Genomic DNA, 18,968 nt, shown 5'->3' on the forward strand with positions numbered 1-18,968 from the left:
AAGGCTGCTTTAATAAGCAGCCTTTGATTCTATTTACTCGCGATTACCTATCAGTAATCACTAGTAGTTTGGCTTAGTCATCGCCGCGCCAGCTTTGTTCGACGCTGCCTGACTGCCTGCACCTTTCGATACAAAACGTTCAGTGCGGAACGGAGCTGCAATCACTTCAATCTCTTTGATCTCTTGAGGACCAGGAGCTTTAGTCATTGGTGAACCGGCTTGCTTCTTAGCAACAGCTGCCTTTGGTGCCGCTTTAGGAGCTTCTGCTTTAACAACAGGTGCTTCTTCAACTTTTGCACTTTCAGCTTTAGGCGCTTCAGCTTCAACAACTGGTGTTGCTTCTGCTTGCACAGCTTCTGCTACAACAGGCGCTTCAACTTTCGTCGCTTCTGCAATCACTGGAGCTTCAACTTTCGCGGTTTCAACAACCACTGGTGCTTCTTCAACTACAGCAGGAGTCTCAGCTACTTGAGCTTCAACAGCAGCATCTTCACGACGGATGATAACTTTACCCATTGCAAGCTCTGGACATGCGAAGCCGCCAGTCATTGCTACGTTGCTTTGTGGTGCCGTCTCTAGAGCAACATTCTGCTCTTGAACAGATGTTTGAGCTTCAGCTGCTACTTGAACTTCAGCCACTTCAGGCTTTGCCTGCTTGTGGTGAGGTTTTGGAATGAAGCGAGGCATCACTTTACCCATAGCCATCTCTGGAGAAGCTACACCACCTTTACGTAGGCGGAATGGGTTAGGGCGACGATCACGACCGCGACGACGACGTTGACCACTTGCACGTAGGTGACGTGGAGAACGACGGTTACGACGTTGTTTCGGCTCTTCCTGTTCAGTTTGCTCTGCATTCGCTTGAGTTGCTTCTACTTGTTCCGCAACTTTTTGCTCTTGAGCTACTGACTGTTCTTTTGAAACAGATAGTTCTTTAGCAGCAACCTGCTCTTTTGAAGCGTTATCTTCAGCTTGAGCTTGTTGGTCTTTAACACGAACTTGCTTGTTCAGTTTACGACGCTGACGACGCTCTTTAATCTTAGCTGCTTTCGCTTCAGGTTTAGCCTTAGGCGCTTCCGGTTTACCAGCTTGTGCTTCTGCTGCTAGCTGTAGACCTTCTTCTGCTAATTTAGATGGTGCTTGCTCTTCGCGTTGCTTCTGCTCATCACGTGGCTTGTTGCGACGGTCTTGCTTAGGCTTGCGAGGCTGACGAGTTTGCTGTGGAGCTGCTTCTTTTTGCTCTTCAGGCTTCTCATCACGAGCTGGCTTACGGCGGCGTTTGTTGTCACGGTTTTCGTTACGATTGTCACCACGTTCACCACGGTCGTTACGCTGTTCGCCACGCTCACCACGTTGGTTACGACGACGGTTATCGTTACGATCACGGCGTTGACGGTTGCCGTTGTTACGATTGTTTTTAGGTTTTTCTTCTTCTTTCTTCTCTTCTTCTTTTTTCTCTTCTTGAGTTGAAGAGCCAAATAAGAAGCTACCGATAGCTTTGAAGAAACGACCAATTAGGCCTGGTTCTTGAGTCGCTGCTGGTTCAGCTTTCTTCTCTTCTACAGCTTTAGGTGCTGGAGCAGGAGTTGGTGCTGATTGAGCAGGAGCTGCGAAGCCTTTCAGAGCAGGTTCTTCGATCTTCTTAGGACGAATAGTCTGTTCAGCAGGCTCTTTGCTTTCCGCTTCTTTTAGAGCTTCTAGCTTGTTAGGCAGCAAGTAAGATAGTAGATCGAACTCTTCACCTTCACGAACACGGATAACCTCAAAATGCGGCGTTTCCATGTCTGAGTTAGGAACAACAGTGATCTTAACTTTTTGGTTCTTCTCGATGTGGTTTACTGAGCGACGTTTTTCGTTCAGAAGGTAAGAAGCGATTGGAACAGGCACAACAGCAAGTACTTGTGCTGTGTTGTCTTTTAGAGCTTCTTCTTCAATCAAACGTAGAACAGAAAGTGCTAGAGATTCGTTATCACGAACAACACCAGTACCTGTACAACGAGGACAAATGTGGTGGCTTGCTTCTGCTAGTGATGGGCTCAAACGTTGACGAGACATCTCTAGAAGACCAAAGCGAGAAATACGACCAATCTGAACACGTGCGCGATCTAAACGAACGGCATCACGTAGACGGCTTTCTACTTCGCGTTGGTGGCGAACCGGGGTCATATCGATAAAGTCGATTACAACAAGACCACCTAGGTCACGTAGACGTAATTGACGTGCAATTTCATCGGCAGCTTCTAGGTTAGTGTTAAGTGCTGTTTCTTCAATATCGCCGCCCTTTGTTGCACGAGCAGAGTTGATATCGATAGAAGTCAGTGCTTCTGTTGGGTCGATTACGATAGAACCACCAGATGGAAGACGAACTTCACGTTGGAAAGCAGATTCGATCTGGCTTTCAATCTGGTAATGGCTGAATAGTGGCACTTCACCATCGTATTTCTTAACGCGATTCATGAAATCTGGGCGTATTAATTGAATGTGCGCTTGTGCACGTTCAAAAATAGTATTGCTGTCGATTAGAATCTCGCCAATATCACGACGTAGGTAGTCACGAATTGCGCGAACAATAACGTTACTCTCTTGGTGAATTAGGAAAGGAGCTGCATTTGAATCAGAAGCTTGCTTGATAGCGCCCCAATGGTTCAATAGAACATTCAGGTCCCACTCTAGCTCTTCTGCGCTTTTGCCAACACCCGCTGTACGCACGATTAAGCCCATACCTTGAGGAAGCTCAAGAGTGCTTAATGCTGCTTTCAGTTGAGTGCGTTCATCACCTTCGATACGACGAGAAATACCGCCAGCACGAGGGTTATTAGGCATAAGAACTAAGTAACTACCAGCCAAAGAGATGAAAGTTGTCAGTGCAGCACCTTTGCTACCACGTTCTTCTTTCTCTACTTGTACGATTACTTCTTGGCCTTCTTTTAGCACTTCTTTAATGCTAGGACGGCCTTGGTATGTATAACCTTCAGGGAAGTATTCGCGGGCAATTTCTTTAAGAGGGAGGAAACCGTGACGTTCTGCGCCGTAATCAACGAATGCCGCTTCTAGGCTTGGTTCAATACGGGTAATACGTCCTTTGTAGATATTCGCTTTCTTTGACTCGTGACCTGGACTTTCGATATCTAGATCGAACAGTCGTTGGCCATCAACCAAAGCGACACGCAACTCTTCTTTTTGAGTTGCGTTAATTAACATTCTTTTCATTTAGAAGTTCTCATTGTCTTTTCTTATTTTCATCATTGTTCTTATCGCTTTATTTCGTTTCTCATGGTGCCAGATCCCATGGCTTTATCGGTGCAGCCTCCCGGCTGGAGAGGGATGCTCTGGGGCACGTCAGTCATCATAGGGAGTTAGCCTATGATCCGCGATGTGGCGGTGAATACTCAACATGAGTGTACGTGAGTAGAGCGATAAGGAACTCAGTTGACCGTGTCTTACGCCGATTGCAGCACTGTCTAATCTGAGTTATCTACTCATTTACTTGCTTATGAATGGTTAGCTGTTTAAATAATAGTCAAACCACTGATAGCAGCTGTGAACTATAGCAGCGGTCGGTAAACACAGCAATCTGCTTTGTCGGAATGCTGTAAAAAAAACAGTTTTTGTTTGGGTTTTGATAGCTCTAACTCACTGTCTATAAATAATTTATCAATTGATATTTTAATTTGCAGGAATCTTGATGCTTTTTTGTTCGAAGAATCAAAGAAATATAGAACTTCGGCGACCATTTTGGGATAGATCGGTAAGGATTAGGGACAAATAAGTTCGGAATAGGGCTAAGAAAATCTCAATTATCAAAAGTGACAGTGGTACAATAGCGCAATGAGCGAAATTAGAACCCAAGTCCAATTCGTCGACATTGACGAAGATATGGCTGGTCAGCGTATTGATAACTTCTTACGCAACCAATTAAAAAACATCCCGAAAAGCATGATTTACCGAATCGTGCGTAAAGGCGAAGTCCGTGTAAATAAAAAACGCATCAAGGCTGAGTACAAACTAAAAGCTGGCGATTTAGTTCGTATCCCTCCGGTTACTATTGAAGAGAAAACAGAAGAGAACGTGCCGAGCACGAAACTCAACAAGGTTTCAGAATTAGAACAGTGCATCATTTATGAAGATGATCACATGCTAATTCTTAACAAACCGTCTGGCACTGCTGTTCATGGTGGTAGCGGATTAAAGTTTGGCGCGATTGAAGCATTACGTGCTCTTCGCCCTGATGCTCGTTTTCTTGAATTAGTGCACCGTATCGATAGAGATACGTCTGGCATTTTGCTTGTTGCTAAGAAGCGTTCGGCGCTAAGACACCTTCAAGCACAGTTCCGTGAAAAAACGGTTCAAAAATATTACTTCGCTTTAGTCATGGGCGAATGGAAGAACAGCTGTAAAGTCGTCAACGCACCTTTGTTGAAAAACGAAGTAAATAGCATTGTTCGAGTGAACCCAAATGGTAAAGCTTCTGAAACCCGCTTTAAGGTTTTAGAGAAATTCCAAGAGGCGACGTTGATTCAAGCTAGCCCAATCACAGGCCGTACACACCAAATTCGTGTGCACGCTCAGTATACTGGTCACCCAATTGCTTGGGATGATCGCTACGGTGATCGTCGTTTTGATGCTTACACGGGTAAGGTTGGTCTTGATCGTCTGTTCCTACATGCAGCAAACATCAAGTTCACACACCCAGGTAGTGAAGAGAAGATGGATATCTCGGCGCCAATGGAAAGAAGGCTAGAGAAAGCCCTAACTGGTTTACGTAAGCTTTAAGAAGATACGAGATACGAGATACGAGATACGAAGGTATAGAGTGCCTCTAAATTTGTTCTTCAGTATCCATAAATGAGAAAGGTTGACGAATATCGTCAACCTTTTTTGTTTTCATCTGTTGTAGAAGATCCCCAAGTCGCTCGTTCCTCGCTCTTGAGGATGACGACTTTTTAAAATCACGCTCTATATCATTAGTTGGTTAGATAAAATTGCGTGTTCCGCCATTCCCTAGACTGACGAAGGAAGGAGTAGGGATCTCTAACAAAGAGAGAGTATCCGTTATAGTACACCCATTCCTTGCGCTTCTAACATATCGACTAGATCGATCAGCGGTAAGCCGATCAAAGTATTTGGGTCTTTCCCTTCCATCTGTTTAAACAACGCGATGCCTAACCCTTCACACATAAAGCTACCTGCGCAGTAATAAGGCTGCTCTTTCTCAACATAACTAATGATCTGTTGCTTAGTTAAATCGCGGAAATGCACTACAAAGGTGTCGAGACGCGTGTCAGCTTCATTGGTTTCGTTGTTCCAAACCGAAAGCCCAGTATAAAAAGTAATGCTCTTGCCGCTTTGACGAGATAACTGCTCGATCGCTTTTTCTCGAGTGTGAGGCTTACCAATGATCTCTCCATCAATTACGCAAACCTGATCAGAACCAATGACTAAGCTAGGTTGCTCCACAACACAAGACTTAGCTTTGGTCTCAGCAAGGCGCATTACCAACTGTTGTGGTGTCTCTTCTGGAAGCGGCGTTTCATCGCAGTCTGGCTTGGCTGTAATGAAGCTTAACTGTAGTTTTTTGAGGATCTCTTGCCTAAATGGTGATGTAGAGGCTAAAACTAGTTGGTAATTTCTCATTTTAATTTACAATTCAAGGAAGCATTTATCTCAGGATAACGTAACTTGTCCTGCTATTCATAATGCTCTGAATAGGAAAGGCAGGAAAGTACATTTTTTTTGCCATTTCCTTTGACTAAACACGATTTGGAAGATAAGATTCGCGCCCTATGCAAAAGGAAAAAATACCGCGTACAGTTGATCCGGCAAGAACGGCTCAAAAACGACTCGATATGGATGGTATCATCCAGGTCAGTCTTTTGAAGCGTTTAACTGAAGCAACTGAAGGCGTAAAACGTGACGCGCAAGTCTCAATGTCATTTGGGCTTGATGAACAACGATTAGTCGTTATCTCTGGTAAAGCTAACGTCGAAGTCGATTTAGAGTGTCAACGTTGTAATGAGGTTTTCGCACATGAGTGCGATGTCCAATTTACTTATACTCCTGTTTACAGTGAGAAAAGTGAAGAGGAAGCACCGGAAGAGTACGATTTGGTAGATCTGAACGAGTACGGTGAGTTAGACCTGATTCAATTAGTTGAAGACGAGTTCATCCTTGGATTGCCACAAATAGCAATGCACGACGATGCGAAATGTAGCGTTAACTCAAATAACTTGGTGTTTGGTGAACTTCCTGAAGAAATTGAGGAAGACAAAAAGCCGAATCCATTTGATGTTTTAAAAAGCTTAAAGAAGTAATTGCTTCTTTAAGAATTTACATAGGAGTAGGGTCAATGGCCGTACAAAAGAGCAAGAAATCACGTTCAATGCGTGGCATGCGTCGTTCACACGATGCGCTAACTACAGCTGCACTTTCTGTAGACGCAACTTCAGGTGAAACTCACCTACGTCACAACGTGACTGCCGAAGGTTTCTACCGCGGCAAAAAGGTTATCAACAAGTAAGGTTGACCTTTGCAAAATCTAACCGTTGCGCTTGATGCAATGGGCGGGGACTTCGGTCCTCGTGTAACAGTGCCTGCCGCCGTGCAGGCACTGTCGTATTTCCCAGAGCTAAAAGTCATTCTAATAGGTGATCGAAACGCGATCACATCTCAATTATCTTCATTAGGTCGAATGCCTGATTCTCGTTTGAGTATCCAGCATTGTGATCGAGTCATTTCCAATTCTGAAAAACCTTCACTAGCCTTGCGTAACAGTCAGGGTAGCTCCATGCGTGCTGCGATTGATCTGGTCGCCGACTCTCAAGCGGATGCTTGTGTGAGTGGTGGCAACACTGGCGCATTGATGGCTTTGTCCCGTTTCAGACTCAAGCTTCTTCCTGGTATTGATAGGCCTGCATTGGTTTCAGCTTTGCCTACTGCCTCAGGAAATCGTACATGGATGCTTGATTTAGGGGCAAATGTGTCTAGTGATGCAGATTCGCTTTTCCAATTTGCTGTAATGGGCAGTGCATTAGCGGAACAACATTTAGGTCGCGCACCACGTGTCGCTATCTTGAATATCGGTGCAGAAGAAATTAAAGGCAATGACCTTGTAAAACGATGCGCTGAAATGTTGTCTAATACTCAGTCTGTGAACTTCATAGGCTATATTGAAGGTAATCAATTACTTCAAGATGCTGCTGATGTCGTCGTATGTGATGGTTTTGTGGGCAATGTTTGCTTAAAAACGTGCGAAGGTACGGCTCAGCTCTTTATTGATAAGCTAAAAACGCGCATGATGGCTTCAACAATAAAGGGTTGGATAGCCAGAATGCTGTTTTCTGAGCTATTTACTGAATTAAAAACCTTGAACCCCGACCAGTATAACGGCGCAAGTTTGTTAGGATTGCGCGGCATTGTCATTAAAAGTCATGGAAGTGCTGATGTGTCTGCAGTCGTCAACGCGATTGGTGAAGCAGTACACGAGGTCAAACGACAAGTCCCCAGCCGCATTAGCGATCGTTTGGAAGCGGTTTTACTCGAGAGGCATTATTAGTCTTCATGTATAGCAAAATTTTAGGTACTGGCAGCTACTTGCCATCTCAGGTGCGTACTAACGCAGACTTAGAGAAAATGGTAGAGACTAGCGATGAGTGGATCGTTGCTAGAACGGGTATTAAAGAGCGTCGTATTTCAGCGGAAAACGAAACCGTTGCTGATATGGCGTTTTACGCTGCTGAAAATGCCATTGAAATGGCAGGTATCGACAAAGAAGAGATTGATTTAATCATCGTTGCGACAACCAGCAGTAGCCACACATTCCCGTCTTCGGCATGTCAGGTACAAGGCAAGCTTGGTATCAAAGGCTGCCCTGCGTTTGATTTGGCTGCAGCGTGTTCTGGTTTTGTCTACGCACTGTCTGTTGCTGAACAACACATCAAGACTGGCATGTGTAAGAACGTTTTGGTAATTGGTGCTGATGCACTGTCAAAAACCTGTGATCCGACTGACCGCTCTACTATCATCCTATTTGGTGATGCAGCAGGCGCGGTGGTTGTAGGCGCAAGCGAAGAGCCAGGTATTTTGTCTACTCATATTTACTCTGACGGTAAATACGGTGAGCTTCTAAGCTTAGAAGTACCAGAGCGTGGCGGTGATGCAGACAAATGGCTGCACATGGCGGGCAACGAAGTATTTAAAGTGGCGGTAACTCAGCTTTCTAAGCTAGTTAAAGACACATTAGCGGCGAACAATATGGATAAGTCAGAGCTTGATTGGTTAGTTCCACACCAAGCGAATTACCGTATTATCTCGGCAACCGCTAAAAAGCTGACGATGTCGCTTGACCAAGTTGTGATTACTCTTGATAAGCATGGCAATACGTCGGCAGCTACCGTACCAACGGCCCTTGATGAGGCTGTTCGCGACGGGCGAATTAAACGTGGTCAAACGCTTCTACTTGAAGCATTTGGCGGCGGCTTCACTTGGGGTTCTGCGTTAGTTAAATTCTAACCCCAAGCGATAATCAACAAACAAGGCACATAACTTATGTGCCTTATTCAATTTTTTGCTTTGCTTAAAGGAAAATTACAATGAGCAAATTTGCTATCGTATTCCCAGGCCAAGGCTCTCAAGCTATCGGTATGCTTGCTGACCTAGGCGAACAGTATGATGTTGTTAAAAAGACATTTGCTGAAGCTTCAGAAGCACTTGGTTACGATCTATGGGCATTGGTTCAAGATGGTCCTGTAGAAAATCTAAATGAAACTTTTCGCACTCAACCGGCTCTATTAACAGCGTCTGTTGCAATTTGGCGTGTATGGCAAGAGCTTGGCCTAGAGCAACCTGTAAATCTAGCAGGTCACAGCCTAGGTGAATATTCTGCACTTGTATGTGCCGGCGTTATCGACTTTAAAGAAGCGATCAAGCTGGTTGAACTACGTGGTCAACTGATGCAAGAAGCGGTTCCTGCAGGTGTTGGTGCAATGTACGCAATCATCGGTCTAGACGATGAAGCGATTGCTAAAGCGTGTGAAGAAGCTGCGCAAGACGAAGTTGTGTCTCCAGTTAACTTTAACTCTCCTGGCCAAGTTGTTATCGCGGGTAACAAAGCGGCAGTAGAGCGTGCTGGTGCACTTTGTAAAGAAGCGGGCGCTAAGCGTGCACTTCCGCTACCTGTTTCTGTGCCGTCTCACTGTGCACTGATGAAGCCAGCAGCAGACAAGCTAGCGGTGGCTCTAGAAGCTCTAGAGTTCAACACGCCAGCATTGCCTGTTATCAATAACGTTGATGTTATCGCTGAAACAGATCCTGCAAAAATTAAAGACGCACTTGTTCGTCAGCTGTACAGCCCAGTTCGTTGGACTGAAGGCGTACAAGCGATGAATGAGCAAGGCGTTGAGAAGCTACTTGAATTAGGCCCTGGTAAAGTTCTTACTGGTCTAACAAAACGAATCGTAAAAACTATGACAGCTGCTGCAGTTAATGACACTGCATCACTAGAAGCTGCTAAGTAAATAACCACTTAATAGAGAAGTTATGATGAATTTAGAAGGCAAAGTTGCACTAGTTACAGGCGCAAGCCGTGGCATCGGTCGTGCAATCGCTGAACTTTTAGTTGAGCGTGGTGCTAAAGTTATCGGTACTGCGACATCTGAAGGCGGCGCAGCTGCAATCAGCGAGTACCTTGGTGAGAACGGTAAAGGTCTTGCTCTTAATGTAACGGATACTGACTCAATTGCTGCTACACTGAAAACCATCAACGATGAATTCGGTGCGATTGACATTCTAGTTAACAACGCAGGTATCACTCGTGATAACCTACTGATGCGTATGAAAGACGACGAATGGAATGACATCATCGATACTAACCTAACGCCTATCTTCCGCATGTCTAAAGCTGTATTGCGTGGCATGATGAAGAAACGTCAAGGCCGTATCGTAAACGTTGGTTCTGTAGTAGGTACTATGGGTAACGCTGGTCAAGCTAACTACGCAGCTGCAAAAGCAGGCGTAATTGGTTTTACTAAATCAATGGCTCGTGAAGTTGCGTCTCGTGGCGTTACAGTGAACACTGTAGCTCCTGGTTTCATCGAAACTGACATGACTAAAGCGCTAAATGATGACCAACGTGCAGCAACTTTGGCGAATGTACCAGCAGGTCGACTAGGTGACCCTCGCGAAATCGCTGAAGCTGTGGTATTTTTGGCGTCACCTGCGGCAGCTTATATCACAGGTGAAACACTTCACGTCAATGGCGGTATGTACATGGTGTAAATTATGTGCAACATTTGTGCATGATTTAAGTCAAGATCATACGTAATTTCGGTTAAAATCGTGAAAATTGTGGTTTGACCAGAAAAGTTGACCTTGCAACTTTCAATAGATTGAATAAACTACGGAAAACATCGCATAAAGCGAACTCTGTAAAGGAAAAGAAAAAATGAGCAACCTCGAAGAACGCGTAAAGAAAATCATTGTTGAACAGCTAGGTGTAGACGAAGCTGAAGTTAAAAACGAAGCTTCTTTCGTTGATGACCTAGGTGCAGATTCTCTAGACACAGTAGAGCTAGTAATGGCTCTAGAAGAAGAATTCGACACTGAAATCCCAGATGAAGAAGCTGAGAAAATTACTACTGTTCAAGCAGCTATCGATTACGTAACTAGCGCTCAGTAATAATCTCTCCCAGGCGGTCACCTCGACCGCCTGTGTTTTATCTAACTCATCTATCCTCATCTTAAATCACCTCAATCCCCGGAGTGTAAAATCGTGTCCAAGCGTCGTGTAGTTGTCACTGGCATGGGTATGTTGTCACCGGTAGGCAACACTGTAGAATCTTCTTGGAAAGCCCTGCTAGCTGGTCAAAGTGGTATCGTTAATATCGATCATTTTGATGCAACCAATTTCTCAACTCGTTTTGCAGGTCTAGTTAAAGACTTTAACTGCGAAGAGTATATGACTAAAAAAGATGCTCGTAAGATGGACTTGTTCATCCAGTACGGCGTCGCAGCAGGTATTCAAGCTTTAGATGATTCAGCCCTAACTATTACTGAAGAAAACGCTCCACGTGTGGGTGTTGCTATCGGTTCTGGTATTGGTGGTCTTGGTTTGATCGAAGCCGGTCACCAAGCTCTAACTGAAAAAGGCCCTCGTAAGATCAGCCCGTTCTTCGTACCGTCGACGATCGTGAATATGATTGCTGGTCACATGTCTATCATGTGTGGCCTACGCGGTCCAAACATCGCGATTTCTACTGCATGTACGACTGGCCTACATAACATTGGTCACGCGGCTCGTATGATTGCATACGGCGATGCAGACGCAATGCTAGCGGGTGGTGCTGAAAAAGCATCAACTCCACTAGGTATGGGCGGTTTTGGTGCGGCTAAAGCACTTTCTACTCGTAACGATGAGCCTCAAAAAGCTTCTCGTCCATGGGACAAAGGCCGTGATGGCTTCGTTCTTGGCGACGGTGCAGGCATGATGGTTCTTGAAGAGTACGAACATGCGAAAGCTCGTGGCGCTAAGATTTACTGTGAGCTAGTTGGCTTCGGTATGTCGGGTGACGCTTACCACATGACATCTCCAAGTGAAGATGGCTCAGGTGGCGCACTAGCAATGGAAGCGGCTATGCGTGATGCTGGCATTACTGGTGAACAAATCGGTTATGTAAACGCACACGGTACTTCGACTCCTGCTGGTGACGTAGCGGAAGTTAAGGGCATCAAGCGTGCTCTTGGCGAAGCAGGCAGCAAGCAAGTATTGGTTTCTTCTACGAAATCAATGACAGGCCACCTTCTAGGTGCTGCTGGTTCTGCTGAAGCTATCATCACGGCTATGTCTTTGGTTGACCAAATTGTTCCACCAACAATCAACCTAGATGATCCTGAAGAAGGCTTAGATATTGACTTAGTACCTCACACTGCGCGTGAAGTTAGCAACATGGAATATGCTGCATGTAACTCATTCGGTTTCGGTGGTACAAACGGCTGTTTGATCTTCAAAAAGATTTAATCATCTTATTAAAGACGTAAACACTCGTAGATAGTCACAATTAGACTTGTTTTTAAACGGCTTGATGCTTTAGCATTGAGCCGTTTCTTTTTATGGGGAAAAACATGTTTTGGGTTGATGGAGAAAGCCAGCAAACTATCGATATTTTGGATCGCTCGTTTCAGTACGGAGACGGCTGTTTTACGACAATGCTCGTGAGTGATGGTGAGATACAACATCTTCACGATCATCAGCACCGTGTCGACGAGTGCCTTAAAGCACTACGCATTTCTGCTCTTGATTGGGATGTTGTTAGTCTTTGGCTCGATACTGCGCTTCAACACATCCAACATAACGCTCTTCATGGCACAAAGAGCCTTGATGGTTCAAAGAAGCTCCATAACGCCAACAAGCCTCATAATCAAAAAGCAGGGATCAAGCTGCACGTTAGTCGTGGAGCGGGTGGGCGTGGCTACAGTACCAAGAATATCGCCAAGCCGACAATCACCATCAGTACCTTTGATTACCCAAGCCATTATTCAGCGTGGCAAGACTCCGGTGTTGAACTCGGTATCTGCCATCAAGCGCTAGGTTTGAGCCCACTACTGGCTGGCCATAAGCACAATAATCGCCTTGAGCAGATTTTGATGAAAGATGAAATGGATCAAGCTAATGAAGTGGATGGTGTGGTTCTTGATATATCGGGCAATGTGATTGAAACCACCATGGCCAATCTGTTCTGGCGCAAAGGTCAGTCGATATACACACCTCAACTCACTCAAAGTGGTGTCGCGGGGGTTATGCGTAAGCAAGTGTTAACCGCGCTGAATCAGGCTGAACTTTCCGTTACAATTAGTGACTACTGCTTATCTCAACTCATGCAAGCTGATGAGGTTTTCATGACAAACTCCATTTTAGGGGTTGCCCCAGTTACCCGTATTAGTGATACCCAATTTAACATTGGAACCGTTACTCGTAGCCTTCAAGGACAACTAAACTCGTGATCAAAAAGTTATTTATTTTTATTATCTTGTGCTTAATTGCAGCCGGTGCTGCTGGTTTTTATGTTTACAACCAAGCGCAAGATAACCTGAAACAAGTTATTCAATTAGAAAAACCACAAGTCGTGACTGTTGCTTCAGGTAGCAGCTTTAACCGCGTTCTAGCCCAGTTGATTAACGAGGGGCTGTTTGAGGCTTCTCCTTACGAGAAATTAATCCGTAAGTTACATCCTGAGCTTGTAGACGTAAAAGCGGGTACTTTCCTGCTTGAACCGGGTTTAACCTTAGAGCAAGCGCTACAGGTGCTTGTAGAAGGGAAAGAACACCAGTTTACTATTACCTTTGTTGAAGGCAGTCGTTTTGACGAATGGCTTGTTCAGCTAAAAGACAGCGAATTCATTCAACAGACATTGGATGGCGTTTCTGAAAAAGAGATCGCTGAAAAGTTGGGTATTGAAAACGAAAAGCTAGAAGGTCTCTTCTTAGCAGAAACGTATCACTACACCTACGGCACCACTGATTTAGATTTGTTGAAGCGCGCGCATCGAGACCTAATGAGCGTGGTGAATGAAGAGTGGGAAAATCGAGCGGATAAGCTGCCTCTTAAATCGCCATACGAAGCGTTAATTCTTGCATCTATCATTGAGAAAGAGACCGCTGTTGCGTCAGAACGTGAGCGTGTTTCTTCTGTGTTTGTTAACCGTCTAAACAAGCGTATGCGTTTGCAAACTGACCCAACGGTTATCTATGGCATGGGTGACAGCTACGATGGCAACATCCGTAAGAAAGACTTACGCACGCCAACGCCTTACAACACCTATACAATGAGTGGCTTGCCACCGACACCTATCGCTATGGCAGGCAAAGCGTCTATCAACGCGGCGTTGAATCCAGAGAAGAGCAACTACTTGTATTTCGTTGCGAGTGGAACAGGTGGTCACGTATTTTCAAAGAGTTTGACTGAGCATAACCGTGCAGTGCGAGCTTACTTAAAGCAATTAAGAAAAAACAGATAAAGAAATAATTATGAATCAGTCGAAATTTATCGTGGTTGAAGGCCTTGAAGGCGCTGGCAAAAGCACAGCAATCAATGCCATCGTTGAGACATTAAAAGCATCGGGTGTTGAAGATATTGTTAATACTCGCGAGCCGGGTGGTACTGTCTTAGCTGAAAAGATGCGTTCATTGGTTAAAGAAGAGCACGAAGGCGAGAAGCTTCAAGACATGACTGAATTGCTGTTGATGTATGCAGCACGTGTTCAATTAGTCGAGAACGTCATCAAGCCGGCGCTCGCCAATGGTCAATGGGTATTGGGTGATCGTCATGATATGTCTTCACAGGCATACCAAGGTGGTGGTCGCCAGATCGCGCGCACGACTATGGAATCACTGAAAGCAACCACGCTAGGCGGCTTTAAACCCGATCTAACGCTATATTTGGACCTAGACCCTAGAGTAGGGCTAGAGCGTGCTAGAGGCCGTGGTGAGCTTGATAGAATTGAAAAGATGGACATCTCATTTTTCGACCGCACGCGTGAGCGCTATCTAGAAATTGCAGAACAAGATGATTCTGTACTTGTGATTAACGCGCAGCAAGAAATTGAGCAAGTAGCCGCTGATATTAAAGTCGCGCTAACTGCTTGGCTCGACAAACAGTAGGTAGTCATGGCTGAAGTGTATTCTTGGCTCACACCGGTATGGAGTGAGTGGAAAAAAAGTCTCGATGCGGAGCGTTTTCCTAACTCTGTGATTGTTAATGCACCGGAAGGGCTCGGCGTTGATGCTTTGATTAGCCAACTTACCGACGCATTGATGTGCACGAACTATGAAAGCGAGTCGTGCGGGTTTTGCCACAGCTGTGAGTTAATGAAGTCGGGCAGTCATCCTGATTTTCATGTGATCTCACCCGAGAAAGAAGGTAAGTCGATCACGGTTGATCAAGTGCGTGCCAGTAACCGCTGGGCTCAAGAGTCTTCTCAGTTAGGTGGTTTGCGCGTTATTTTGCTTAACCCTGCTGAAGCAATGAACGAATCGGCTTCCAACGCACTATTGAAAACTCTGGAAGAGCCATCAAGCAAGTGCATCTTCATTCTGTCTACTCGTAACAGTAATCGCTTAATGCCGACTATTATTAGCCGTTGTCAGCAATTCAATGTGGTTAGTCCGCAGTTAGAGACAGCATCAGCGTGGTTAGATGGTGAAGTGGGCAAAGCGGTACCGCAGTATATTTTAGCACTCAATGACAACGCGCCTTTAAAAGCAAAAGCGATGTTTGAGCAAGGTGGCGTTGAAGCTTCAACAAAAGCGCTCGATGGCTTTGTGAATGTGATAAAAGGCACTCAACCTGACATGCTAAAGTTCTCTACAGAGCTTAGCAAAGACCCTTTGATTCAACTTGGCTGGCTTTGGCATCTATTGTCAGATGTACAGAAGCTGCATTTTGGTTTGGCGAATCAGGCTTTCACTCCGAGTGCGAAAGCACTGTGTGAGGCGATGTCTTATCAAAGTGCTTATGCAGCATCGAATAAACTGCTGACATTGATTGAGCAGTTAAAGCAACACCCTGGGCTCAATACGGAGCTACTCATAATGAATTGGCTGATAGCCACTTGCGAGGAAACATGTTCGTAGATTCCCACTGTCATTTAGACAAACTGGATTACCAAGATTTACACACCAGCGTAGAAGATGTGGTTAACAAGGCGAAGGCTGCTAATGTAGACCAATTGCTTTCTGTCGGTGTGACACTCGATTCGTTTGAAAATATGCTCGAGATGATCTCGCCGTTTGATAACGTTAAAGCCTCTTGTGGCGTTCACCCTCTCGATGTTGAAAGTGATTTCAGCCTAGAGACAATGCGTGAATACGCGAGCAACCCTAAGGTTGTGGCGATTGGAGAGACAGGTTTAGATTATCACTACCAACCAGAGACGGCGGAGCTGCAACAGCTACGATTTAAGCAGCATGTTGAGTTAGCCGTTGAGCTGAATAAACCTTTGATCATTCACACTCGTAACGCACGTGAAGACACATTAGCTATTTTACGTGATGGCGGAGCTGAGAAGTGTGGCGGTGTGATTCACTGCTTTACCGAAGATCAAGCATTCGCAGAAGCAGCAATGGAACTAGGTTTCTATATCTCAATTTCAGGCATTGTGACCTTTAAGCAGGCTACAGAACTTAAAGAAGTTGTTAAAAACCTACCGCTAAACAGGTTGCTGATCGAGACGGATTCTCCATACTTGGCGCCCATTCCATATCGTGGAAAGCAGAATCAGCCTGCATATGTCGTCGAAGTGGCGGCCTACATTGCGCAATTAAAAGGTGTGTCGATGAAAGAGGTTGCCGAACAAACGACCAAAAATTACCAAAAACTTTTTTTGCGATAAAAATCTAAGTAAACAAATAAAAGGGAGCAAAAGCTCCCTTTTTGTGTTTTTGATCACCAAAAATACGTTTTTTTTTAATGTTTACGAATTATGTTGAACTTGAGAGCGCTAATTATAACATTTGTAATTTTGTTACTAAAAATAACATTCGCTCCTATTTTATTTACCCAGTAAAATAATAGGGCTCTTGAAAAATACTTATATATTTCAATGCATTAAACACTTGTAAAGCATTGCATTTCTAGATTTGACATGTGATCCAAGACGTGTTTTGAAACTAAATTTCGTAAGTGACTAGAAAGTTAGTTCCCCATCAATATATATTTAGCGGCAGAAAATATAATGCAATACATGGTTACATTTTCGCAGGGTGCTAACATATAGGCTACGGGGGTGTGCCGTTAGAACCCAATATAATTATTTTATCTTTATCAGGAGCATAAACATGTTTAAGAACCTTTTTGCTAGCCTGCAGAAAGTTGGTAAGTCTCTGATGCTTCCAGTATCAGTTTTACCAGTTGCGGGTATTTTGCTAGGTGTCGGTGCAGCAGATCTTCCTTTCATTCCAGAAATCGTTTCAAACTTAATGGAACAAGCTGGTGGTTCAGTATTCGGTCAAATGGCACTACTGTTCGCAGTAGGTGTTGCACTTGGCTTTACTAACAACGATGGTGTAGCGGGTCTAGCTGCTATCGTTGGTTATGGCATCATGACTGCTACACTTGGCGTAATGGCTGGTGTAATGGGCGTTGATAAAATCGATACTGGTGTACTAGGTGGTATCCTAGTCGGTGGTGTTGCTGCTTGGGCATTCAACCGTTTCTTCCGTATTCAACTACCAGAGTACCTTGGCTTCTTCGCTGGTAAGCGTGCTGTGCCAATCATCACAGGTTTCTCTGCGATTGGTCTAGCAATCCTACTATCTGTAGTATGGCCACCAGTTGGCGGCGCTATCTCTGCGTTCTCTGATTGGGCTGCTCACCAAAACCCACAAGTGGCGTTTGGTATCTACGGTATCGTTGAGCGTTCTCTAATTCCATTTGGTCTTCACCACGTTTGGAACGTACCTTTCTTCTTTGAAGCTGGTACTTGTGTAAACGCTGCTGGCGAAACTCAAAACGGTGTTCTTACTTGTTACTTAGTTGCTGATGACGCATCTCGTGCAGCGGGCAATGGCTTCGGTCAGCTAGCTGGTGGTTACATGTTCAAGATGTTCGGTCTACCTGCTGCTGCAATCGCGATTGCACACTCAGCTAAGCCTGAAAACCGCGCTAAAGTAATGGGCATCATGGCTTCTGCTGCGTTGACTTCATTCCTAACGGGTATCACTGAACCAATCGAATTCTCTTTCCTATTCGTTGCTCCAGTACTGTACGCAATCCACGCTCTACTAGCTGGTTCTGCATACGTTCTTGCGAACACTCTAGGTTTTGTACACGGTACATCTTTCTCACACGGTCTAATCGACTTCCTAGTTCTATCTGGCAACGCGTCTAAGATGGGCCTAATGGTTGTATGTGGTATTGCTTACGCTGCAATTTACTACATCGTATTCCGCACTGTGATTAAAGCTCTAGACCTTAAAACTCCAGGCCGTGAAGACGAGACTGAAGAAGAGTCAGTTGCGACTGGTTCTGAACTTGCTGGTGAGCTAGTTGCTGCATTCGGTGGCAAAGCGAACATCACTGGTCTTGACGCTTGTATTACTCGTCTACGTGTTGCAGTAGCTGATACAGCTCTTGTTGACCAAGACAAGCTGAAGAAACTAGGCGCTGCAGGTGTTGTAGTAGTAGCGGGTGGCGTACAAGCTATCTTCGGTACTAAGTCTGACAACCTTAAGACAGACATGGATGAGTGGATCCGTAACAACGGTTAATTTTCTGATTCAATAAATTGAAAGGAGGCCGAAAGGCCTCCTTTTTTGTTTTCTGCTCTATGAAAGATCTATTGTGCTTAATCTCCATTAACTCAGATACTTATCATTCAACTCGATCAGTTGATGGTTGCTCTTAAATTTTTCGTGTCTTTTATCTTTTACCTAGCGATGACACCTTTCGTTATTATTCCAGTAAACTACCGCTTTTAAACACAGTCTGAGAATATTATGAAACATCGTTACTTGATCGGCCTTATGTGCTGCAGCGGAGCCTCGTTTGCTCACGCTTCTGAAGCTCCAGCTTTGGAAGTTGGACTTGCCATTGACCAAGACCTGAGTGTCGTTGTGGAATTTGATCAGAAATACCGTGCTACGATTGGCAATGACGGCGCTGCCTTTGATTACATTTTGAAGCGTGGTCAGTTCGAGACTGAAGCTCCGTTGAGCTGGTACGTCGGTGCTGGTGCTTGGGCTGAATGGAATGACGACTTTGGCTTACGCTTGCCGTTAGGCGTGAAAGTGAATTTCTACGAAGGTTGGAATGCTTACGCTCAAGTTCACCCTGAACTCGATATGTATAAAGGTGTTGAGTTGCAAGTGGGCGGCGCTTTAGGTGTTACCTATAAGTTCTAACCTGAACTAAAACCGTTTTAATAATGAAAAAACCAGCATTTAGCTGGTTTTTTAGTTTGGGCCGATCTTATATTTTTGCT

Annotated in this window: 18 protein-coding genes; 16 read left to right on the plus strand and 2 right to left on the minus strand. The window is 44.8% G+C overall.

Annotation, left to right across the window (positions count from 1 at the left end):
- Positions 1 to 60: 60 nt before the first annotated feature.
- The gene (gene rne, locus AB4161_RS20210) at positions 61 to 3,210 is read right to left on the minus strand and encodes a ribonuclease E (RefSeq protein WP_372084090.1); all 3,150 of its coding nucleotides are present in this window, start codon (positions 3,208 to 3,210) and stop codon (positions 61 to 63) included.
- Between the two features lie 618 nt (positions 3,211 to 3,828).
- Between rne and rluC the strand changes: the two genes are divergently transcribed.
- A complete protein-coding gene (gene rluC / locus AB4161_RS20215; RefSeq protein WP_017054981.1) occupies positions 3,829 to 4,773 on the plus strand; it encodes a 23S rRNA pseudouridine(955/2504/2580) synthase RluC in 945 nt (314 codons plus the stop codon).
- A gap of 279 nt (positions 4,774 to 5,052) precedes the next feature.
- Here the strand turns inward: rluC and AB4161_RS20220 are convergent, their stop codons facing one another.
- A complete protein-coding gene (locus AB4161_RS20220) occupies positions 5,053 to 5,634 on the minus strand; it encodes a nucleoside triphosphate pyrophosphatase (protein ID WP_017067204.1) in 582 nt (193 codons plus the stop codon).
- Positions 5,635 to 5,783: 149 nt separating this feature from the next.
- Here AB4161_RS20220 and yceD point away from each other — a divergent pair, with 149 nt between their 5' ends.
- The 15 genes from yceD to AB4161_RS20295 all read left to right on the plus strand — a co-directional run bounded on the left by yceD (position 5,784) and on the right by AB4161_RS20295 (position 18,888).
- The gene (gene yceD, locus AB4161_RS20225; RefSeq protein WP_017062153.1) at positions 5,784 to 6,311 is read left to right on the plus strand and encodes a 23S rRNA accumulation protein YceD; all 528 of its coding nucleotides are present in this window, start codon (positions 5,784 to 5,786) and stop codon (positions 6,309 to 6,311) included.
- Between the two features lie 35 nt (positions 6,312 to 6,346).
- Positions 6,347 to 6,517, plus strand: a complete 171-nt coding sequence (rpmF, locus tag AB4161_RS20230; protein ID WP_004737376.1) for a 50S ribosomal protein L32 — start codon at positions 6,347 to 6,349, stop codon at positions 6,515 to 6,517.
- A gap of 9 nt (positions 6,518 to 6,526) precedes the next feature.
- A complete protein-coding gene (plsX, locus tag AB4161_RS20235) occupies positions 6,527 to 7,552 on the plus strand; it encodes a phosphate acyltransferase PlsX (RefSeq protein ID WP_061033778.1) in 1,026 nt (341 codons plus the stop codon).
- Between the two features lie 5 nt (positions 7,553 to 7,557).
- Complete coding sequence (locus AB4161_RS20240; RefSeq protein WP_372084091.1) at positions 7,558 to 8,508, plus strand: beta-ketoacyl-ACP synthase III; 951 nt, start codon at positions 7,558 to 7,560, stop codon at positions 8,506 to 8,508.
- An 80-nt stretch (positions 8,509 to 8,588) separates the two neighbouring features.
- Positions 8,589 to 9,512 (plus strand): ACP S-malonyltransferase, encoded by a 924-nt coding sequence (fabD, locus tag AB4161_RS20245; RefSeq protein WP_017063479.1) that lies wholly within the window; start codon positions 8,589 to 8,591, stop codon positions 9,510 to 9,512.
- 25 nt (positions 9,513 to 9,537) lie between these two features.
- Positions 9,538 to 10,272, plus strand: a complete 735-nt coding sequence (fabG, locus tag AB4161_RS20250; protein ID WP_029235138.1) for a 3-oxoacyl-ACP reductase FabG — start codon at positions 9,538 to 9,540, stop codon at positions 10,270 to 10,272.
- 166 nt (positions 10,273 to 10,438) lie between these two features.
- Positions 10,439 to 10,672, plus strand: coding sequence for an acyl carrier protein (gene acpP / locus AB4161_RS20255; protein ID WP_004737381.1), 234 nt, complete (start codon positions 10,439 to 10,441; stop codon positions 10,670 to 10,672).
- A 93-nt stretch (positions 10,673 to 10,765) separates the two neighbouring features.
- Positions 10,766 to 12,010, plus strand: coding sequence for a beta-ketoacyl-ACP synthase II (fabF, locus tag AB4161_RS20260; protein ID WP_372084093.1), 1,245 nt, complete (start codon positions 10,766 to 10,768; stop codon positions 12,008 to 12,010).
- A gap of 104 nt (positions 12,011 to 12,114) precedes the next feature.
- Positions 12,115 to 12,993, plus strand: coding sequence for an aminodeoxychorismate lyase (pabC, locus tag AB4161_RS20265; protein ID WP_065583975.1), 879 nt, complete (start codon positions 12,115 to 12,117; stop codon positions 12,991 to 12,993).
- Entirely contained in the window at positions 12,990 to 14,006 is a 1,017-nt protein-coding gene (gene mltG, locus AB4161_RS20270; protein WP_102321124.1) for an endolytic transglycosylase MltG, read from the plus strand. The genes pabC and mltG overlap by 4 nt, the downstream gene beginning before the upstream one ends.
- Before the next feature lie 10 nt (positions 14,007 to 14,016).
- Positions 14,017 to 14,649: a dTMP kinase gene (gene tmk, locus AB4161_RS20275; protein WP_017062148.1), complete on the plus strand. Its 633-nt coding sequence runs from the start codon at positions 14,017 to 14,019 to the stop codon at positions 14,647 to 14,649.
- Positions 14,650 to 14,655: 6 nt separating this feature from the next.
- A complete protein-coding gene (locus tag AB4161_RS20280) occupies positions 14,656 to 15,621 on the plus strand; it encodes a DNA polymerase III subunit delta' (protein ID WP_017062147.1) in 966 nt (321 codons plus the stop codon).
- A complete protein-coding gene (locus AB4161_RS20285; protein WP_017063483.1) occupies positions 15,612 to 16,379 on the plus strand; it encodes a TatD family hydrolase in 768 nt (255 codons plus the stop codon). Before AB4161_RS20280 ends, AB4161_RS20285 begins: the two co-directional genes overlap by 10 nt.
- Positions 16,380 to 16,824: 445 nt before the next feature.
- Entirely contained in the window at positions 16,825 to 18,255 is a 1,431-nt protein-coding gene (gene ptsG, locus AB4161_RS20290; protein WP_017062145.1) for a PTS glucose transporter subunit IIBC, read from the plus strand.
- Positions 18,256 to 18,483: 228 nt separating this feature from the next.
- Positions 18,484 to 18,888 (plus strand): hypothetical protein, encoded by a 405-nt coding sequence (locus AB4161_RS20295; RefSeq protein ID WP_017070535.1) that lies wholly within the window; start codon positions 18,484 to 18,486, stop codon positions 18,886 to 18,888.
- Positions 18,889 to 18,968: the final 80 nt, after the last annotated feature.

Source organism: Vibrio sp. 10N.286.51.E5, assembly GCF_041469125.1.
Taxonomy (GTDB): domain Bacteria; phylum Pseudomonadota; class Gammaproteobacteria; order Enterobacterales; family Vibrionaceae; genus Vibrio; species Vibrio crassostreae_C.

Excerpts from the sequence above, each read along its gene's own strand:
- rne (WP_372084090.1), bottom strand. The coding sequence starts at position 3,210 with ATGAAAAGAATGTTAATTAACGCAACTCAAAAAGAAGAGTTGCGTGTC.
- rluC (WP_017054981.1), top strand. The coding sequence starts at position 3,829 with ATGAGCGAAATTAGAACCCAAGTCCAATTCGTCGACATTGACGAAGAT.
- AB4161_RS20220 (WP_017067204.1), bottom strand. The coding sequence starts at position 5,634 with ATGAGAAATTACCAACTAGTTTTAGCCTCTACATCACCATTTAGGCAA.
- yceD (WP_017062153.1), top strand. The coding sequence starts at position 5,784 with ATGCAAAAGGAAAAAATACCGCGTACAGTTGATCCGGCAAGAACGGCT.
- rpmF (WP_004737376.1), top strand. The coding sequence starts at position 6,347 with ATGGCCGTACAAAAGAGCAAGAAATCACGTTCAATGCGTGGCATGCGT.
- AB4161_RS20240 (WP_372084091.1), top strand. The coding sequence starts at position 7,558 with ATGTATAGCAAAATTTTAGGTACTGGCAGCTACTTGCCATCTCAGGTG.
- fabD (WP_017063479.1), top strand. The coding sequence starts at position 8,589 with ATGAGCAAATTTGCTATCGTATTCCCAGGCCAAGGCTCTCAAGCTATC.
- fabG (WP_029235138.1), top strand. The coding sequence starts at position 9,538 with ATGAATTTAGAAGGCAAAGTTGCACTAGTTACAGGCGCAAGCCGTGGC.
- acpP (WP_004737381.1), top strand. The coding sequence starts at position 10,439 with ATGAGCAACCTCGAAGAACGCGTAAAGAAAATCATTGTTGAACAGCTA.
- pabC (WP_065583975.1), top strand. The coding sequence starts at position 12,115 with ATGTTTTGGGTTGATGGAGAAAGCCAGCAAACTATCGATATTTTGGAT.
- tmk (WP_017062148.1), top strand. The coding sequence starts at position 14,017 with ATGAATCAGTCGAAATTTATCGTGGTTGAAGGCCTTGAAGGCGCTGGC.
- AB4161_RS20280 (WP_017062147.1), top strand. The coding sequence starts at position 14,656 with ATGGCTGAAGTGTATTCTTGGCTCACACCGGTATGGAGTGAGTGGAAA.
- AB4161_RS20285 (WP_017063483.1), top strand. The coding sequence starts at position 15,612 with ATGTTCGTAGATTCCCACTGTCATTTAGACAAACTGGATTACCAAGAT.
- ptsG (WP_017062145.1), top strand. The coding sequence starts at position 16,825 with ATGTTTAAGAACCTTTTTGCTAGCCTGCAGAAAGTTGGTAAGTCTCTG.
- AB4161_RS20295 (WP_017070535.1), top strand. The coding sequence starts at position 18,484 with ATGAAACATCGTTACTTGATCGGCCTTATGTGCTGCAGCGGAGCCTCG.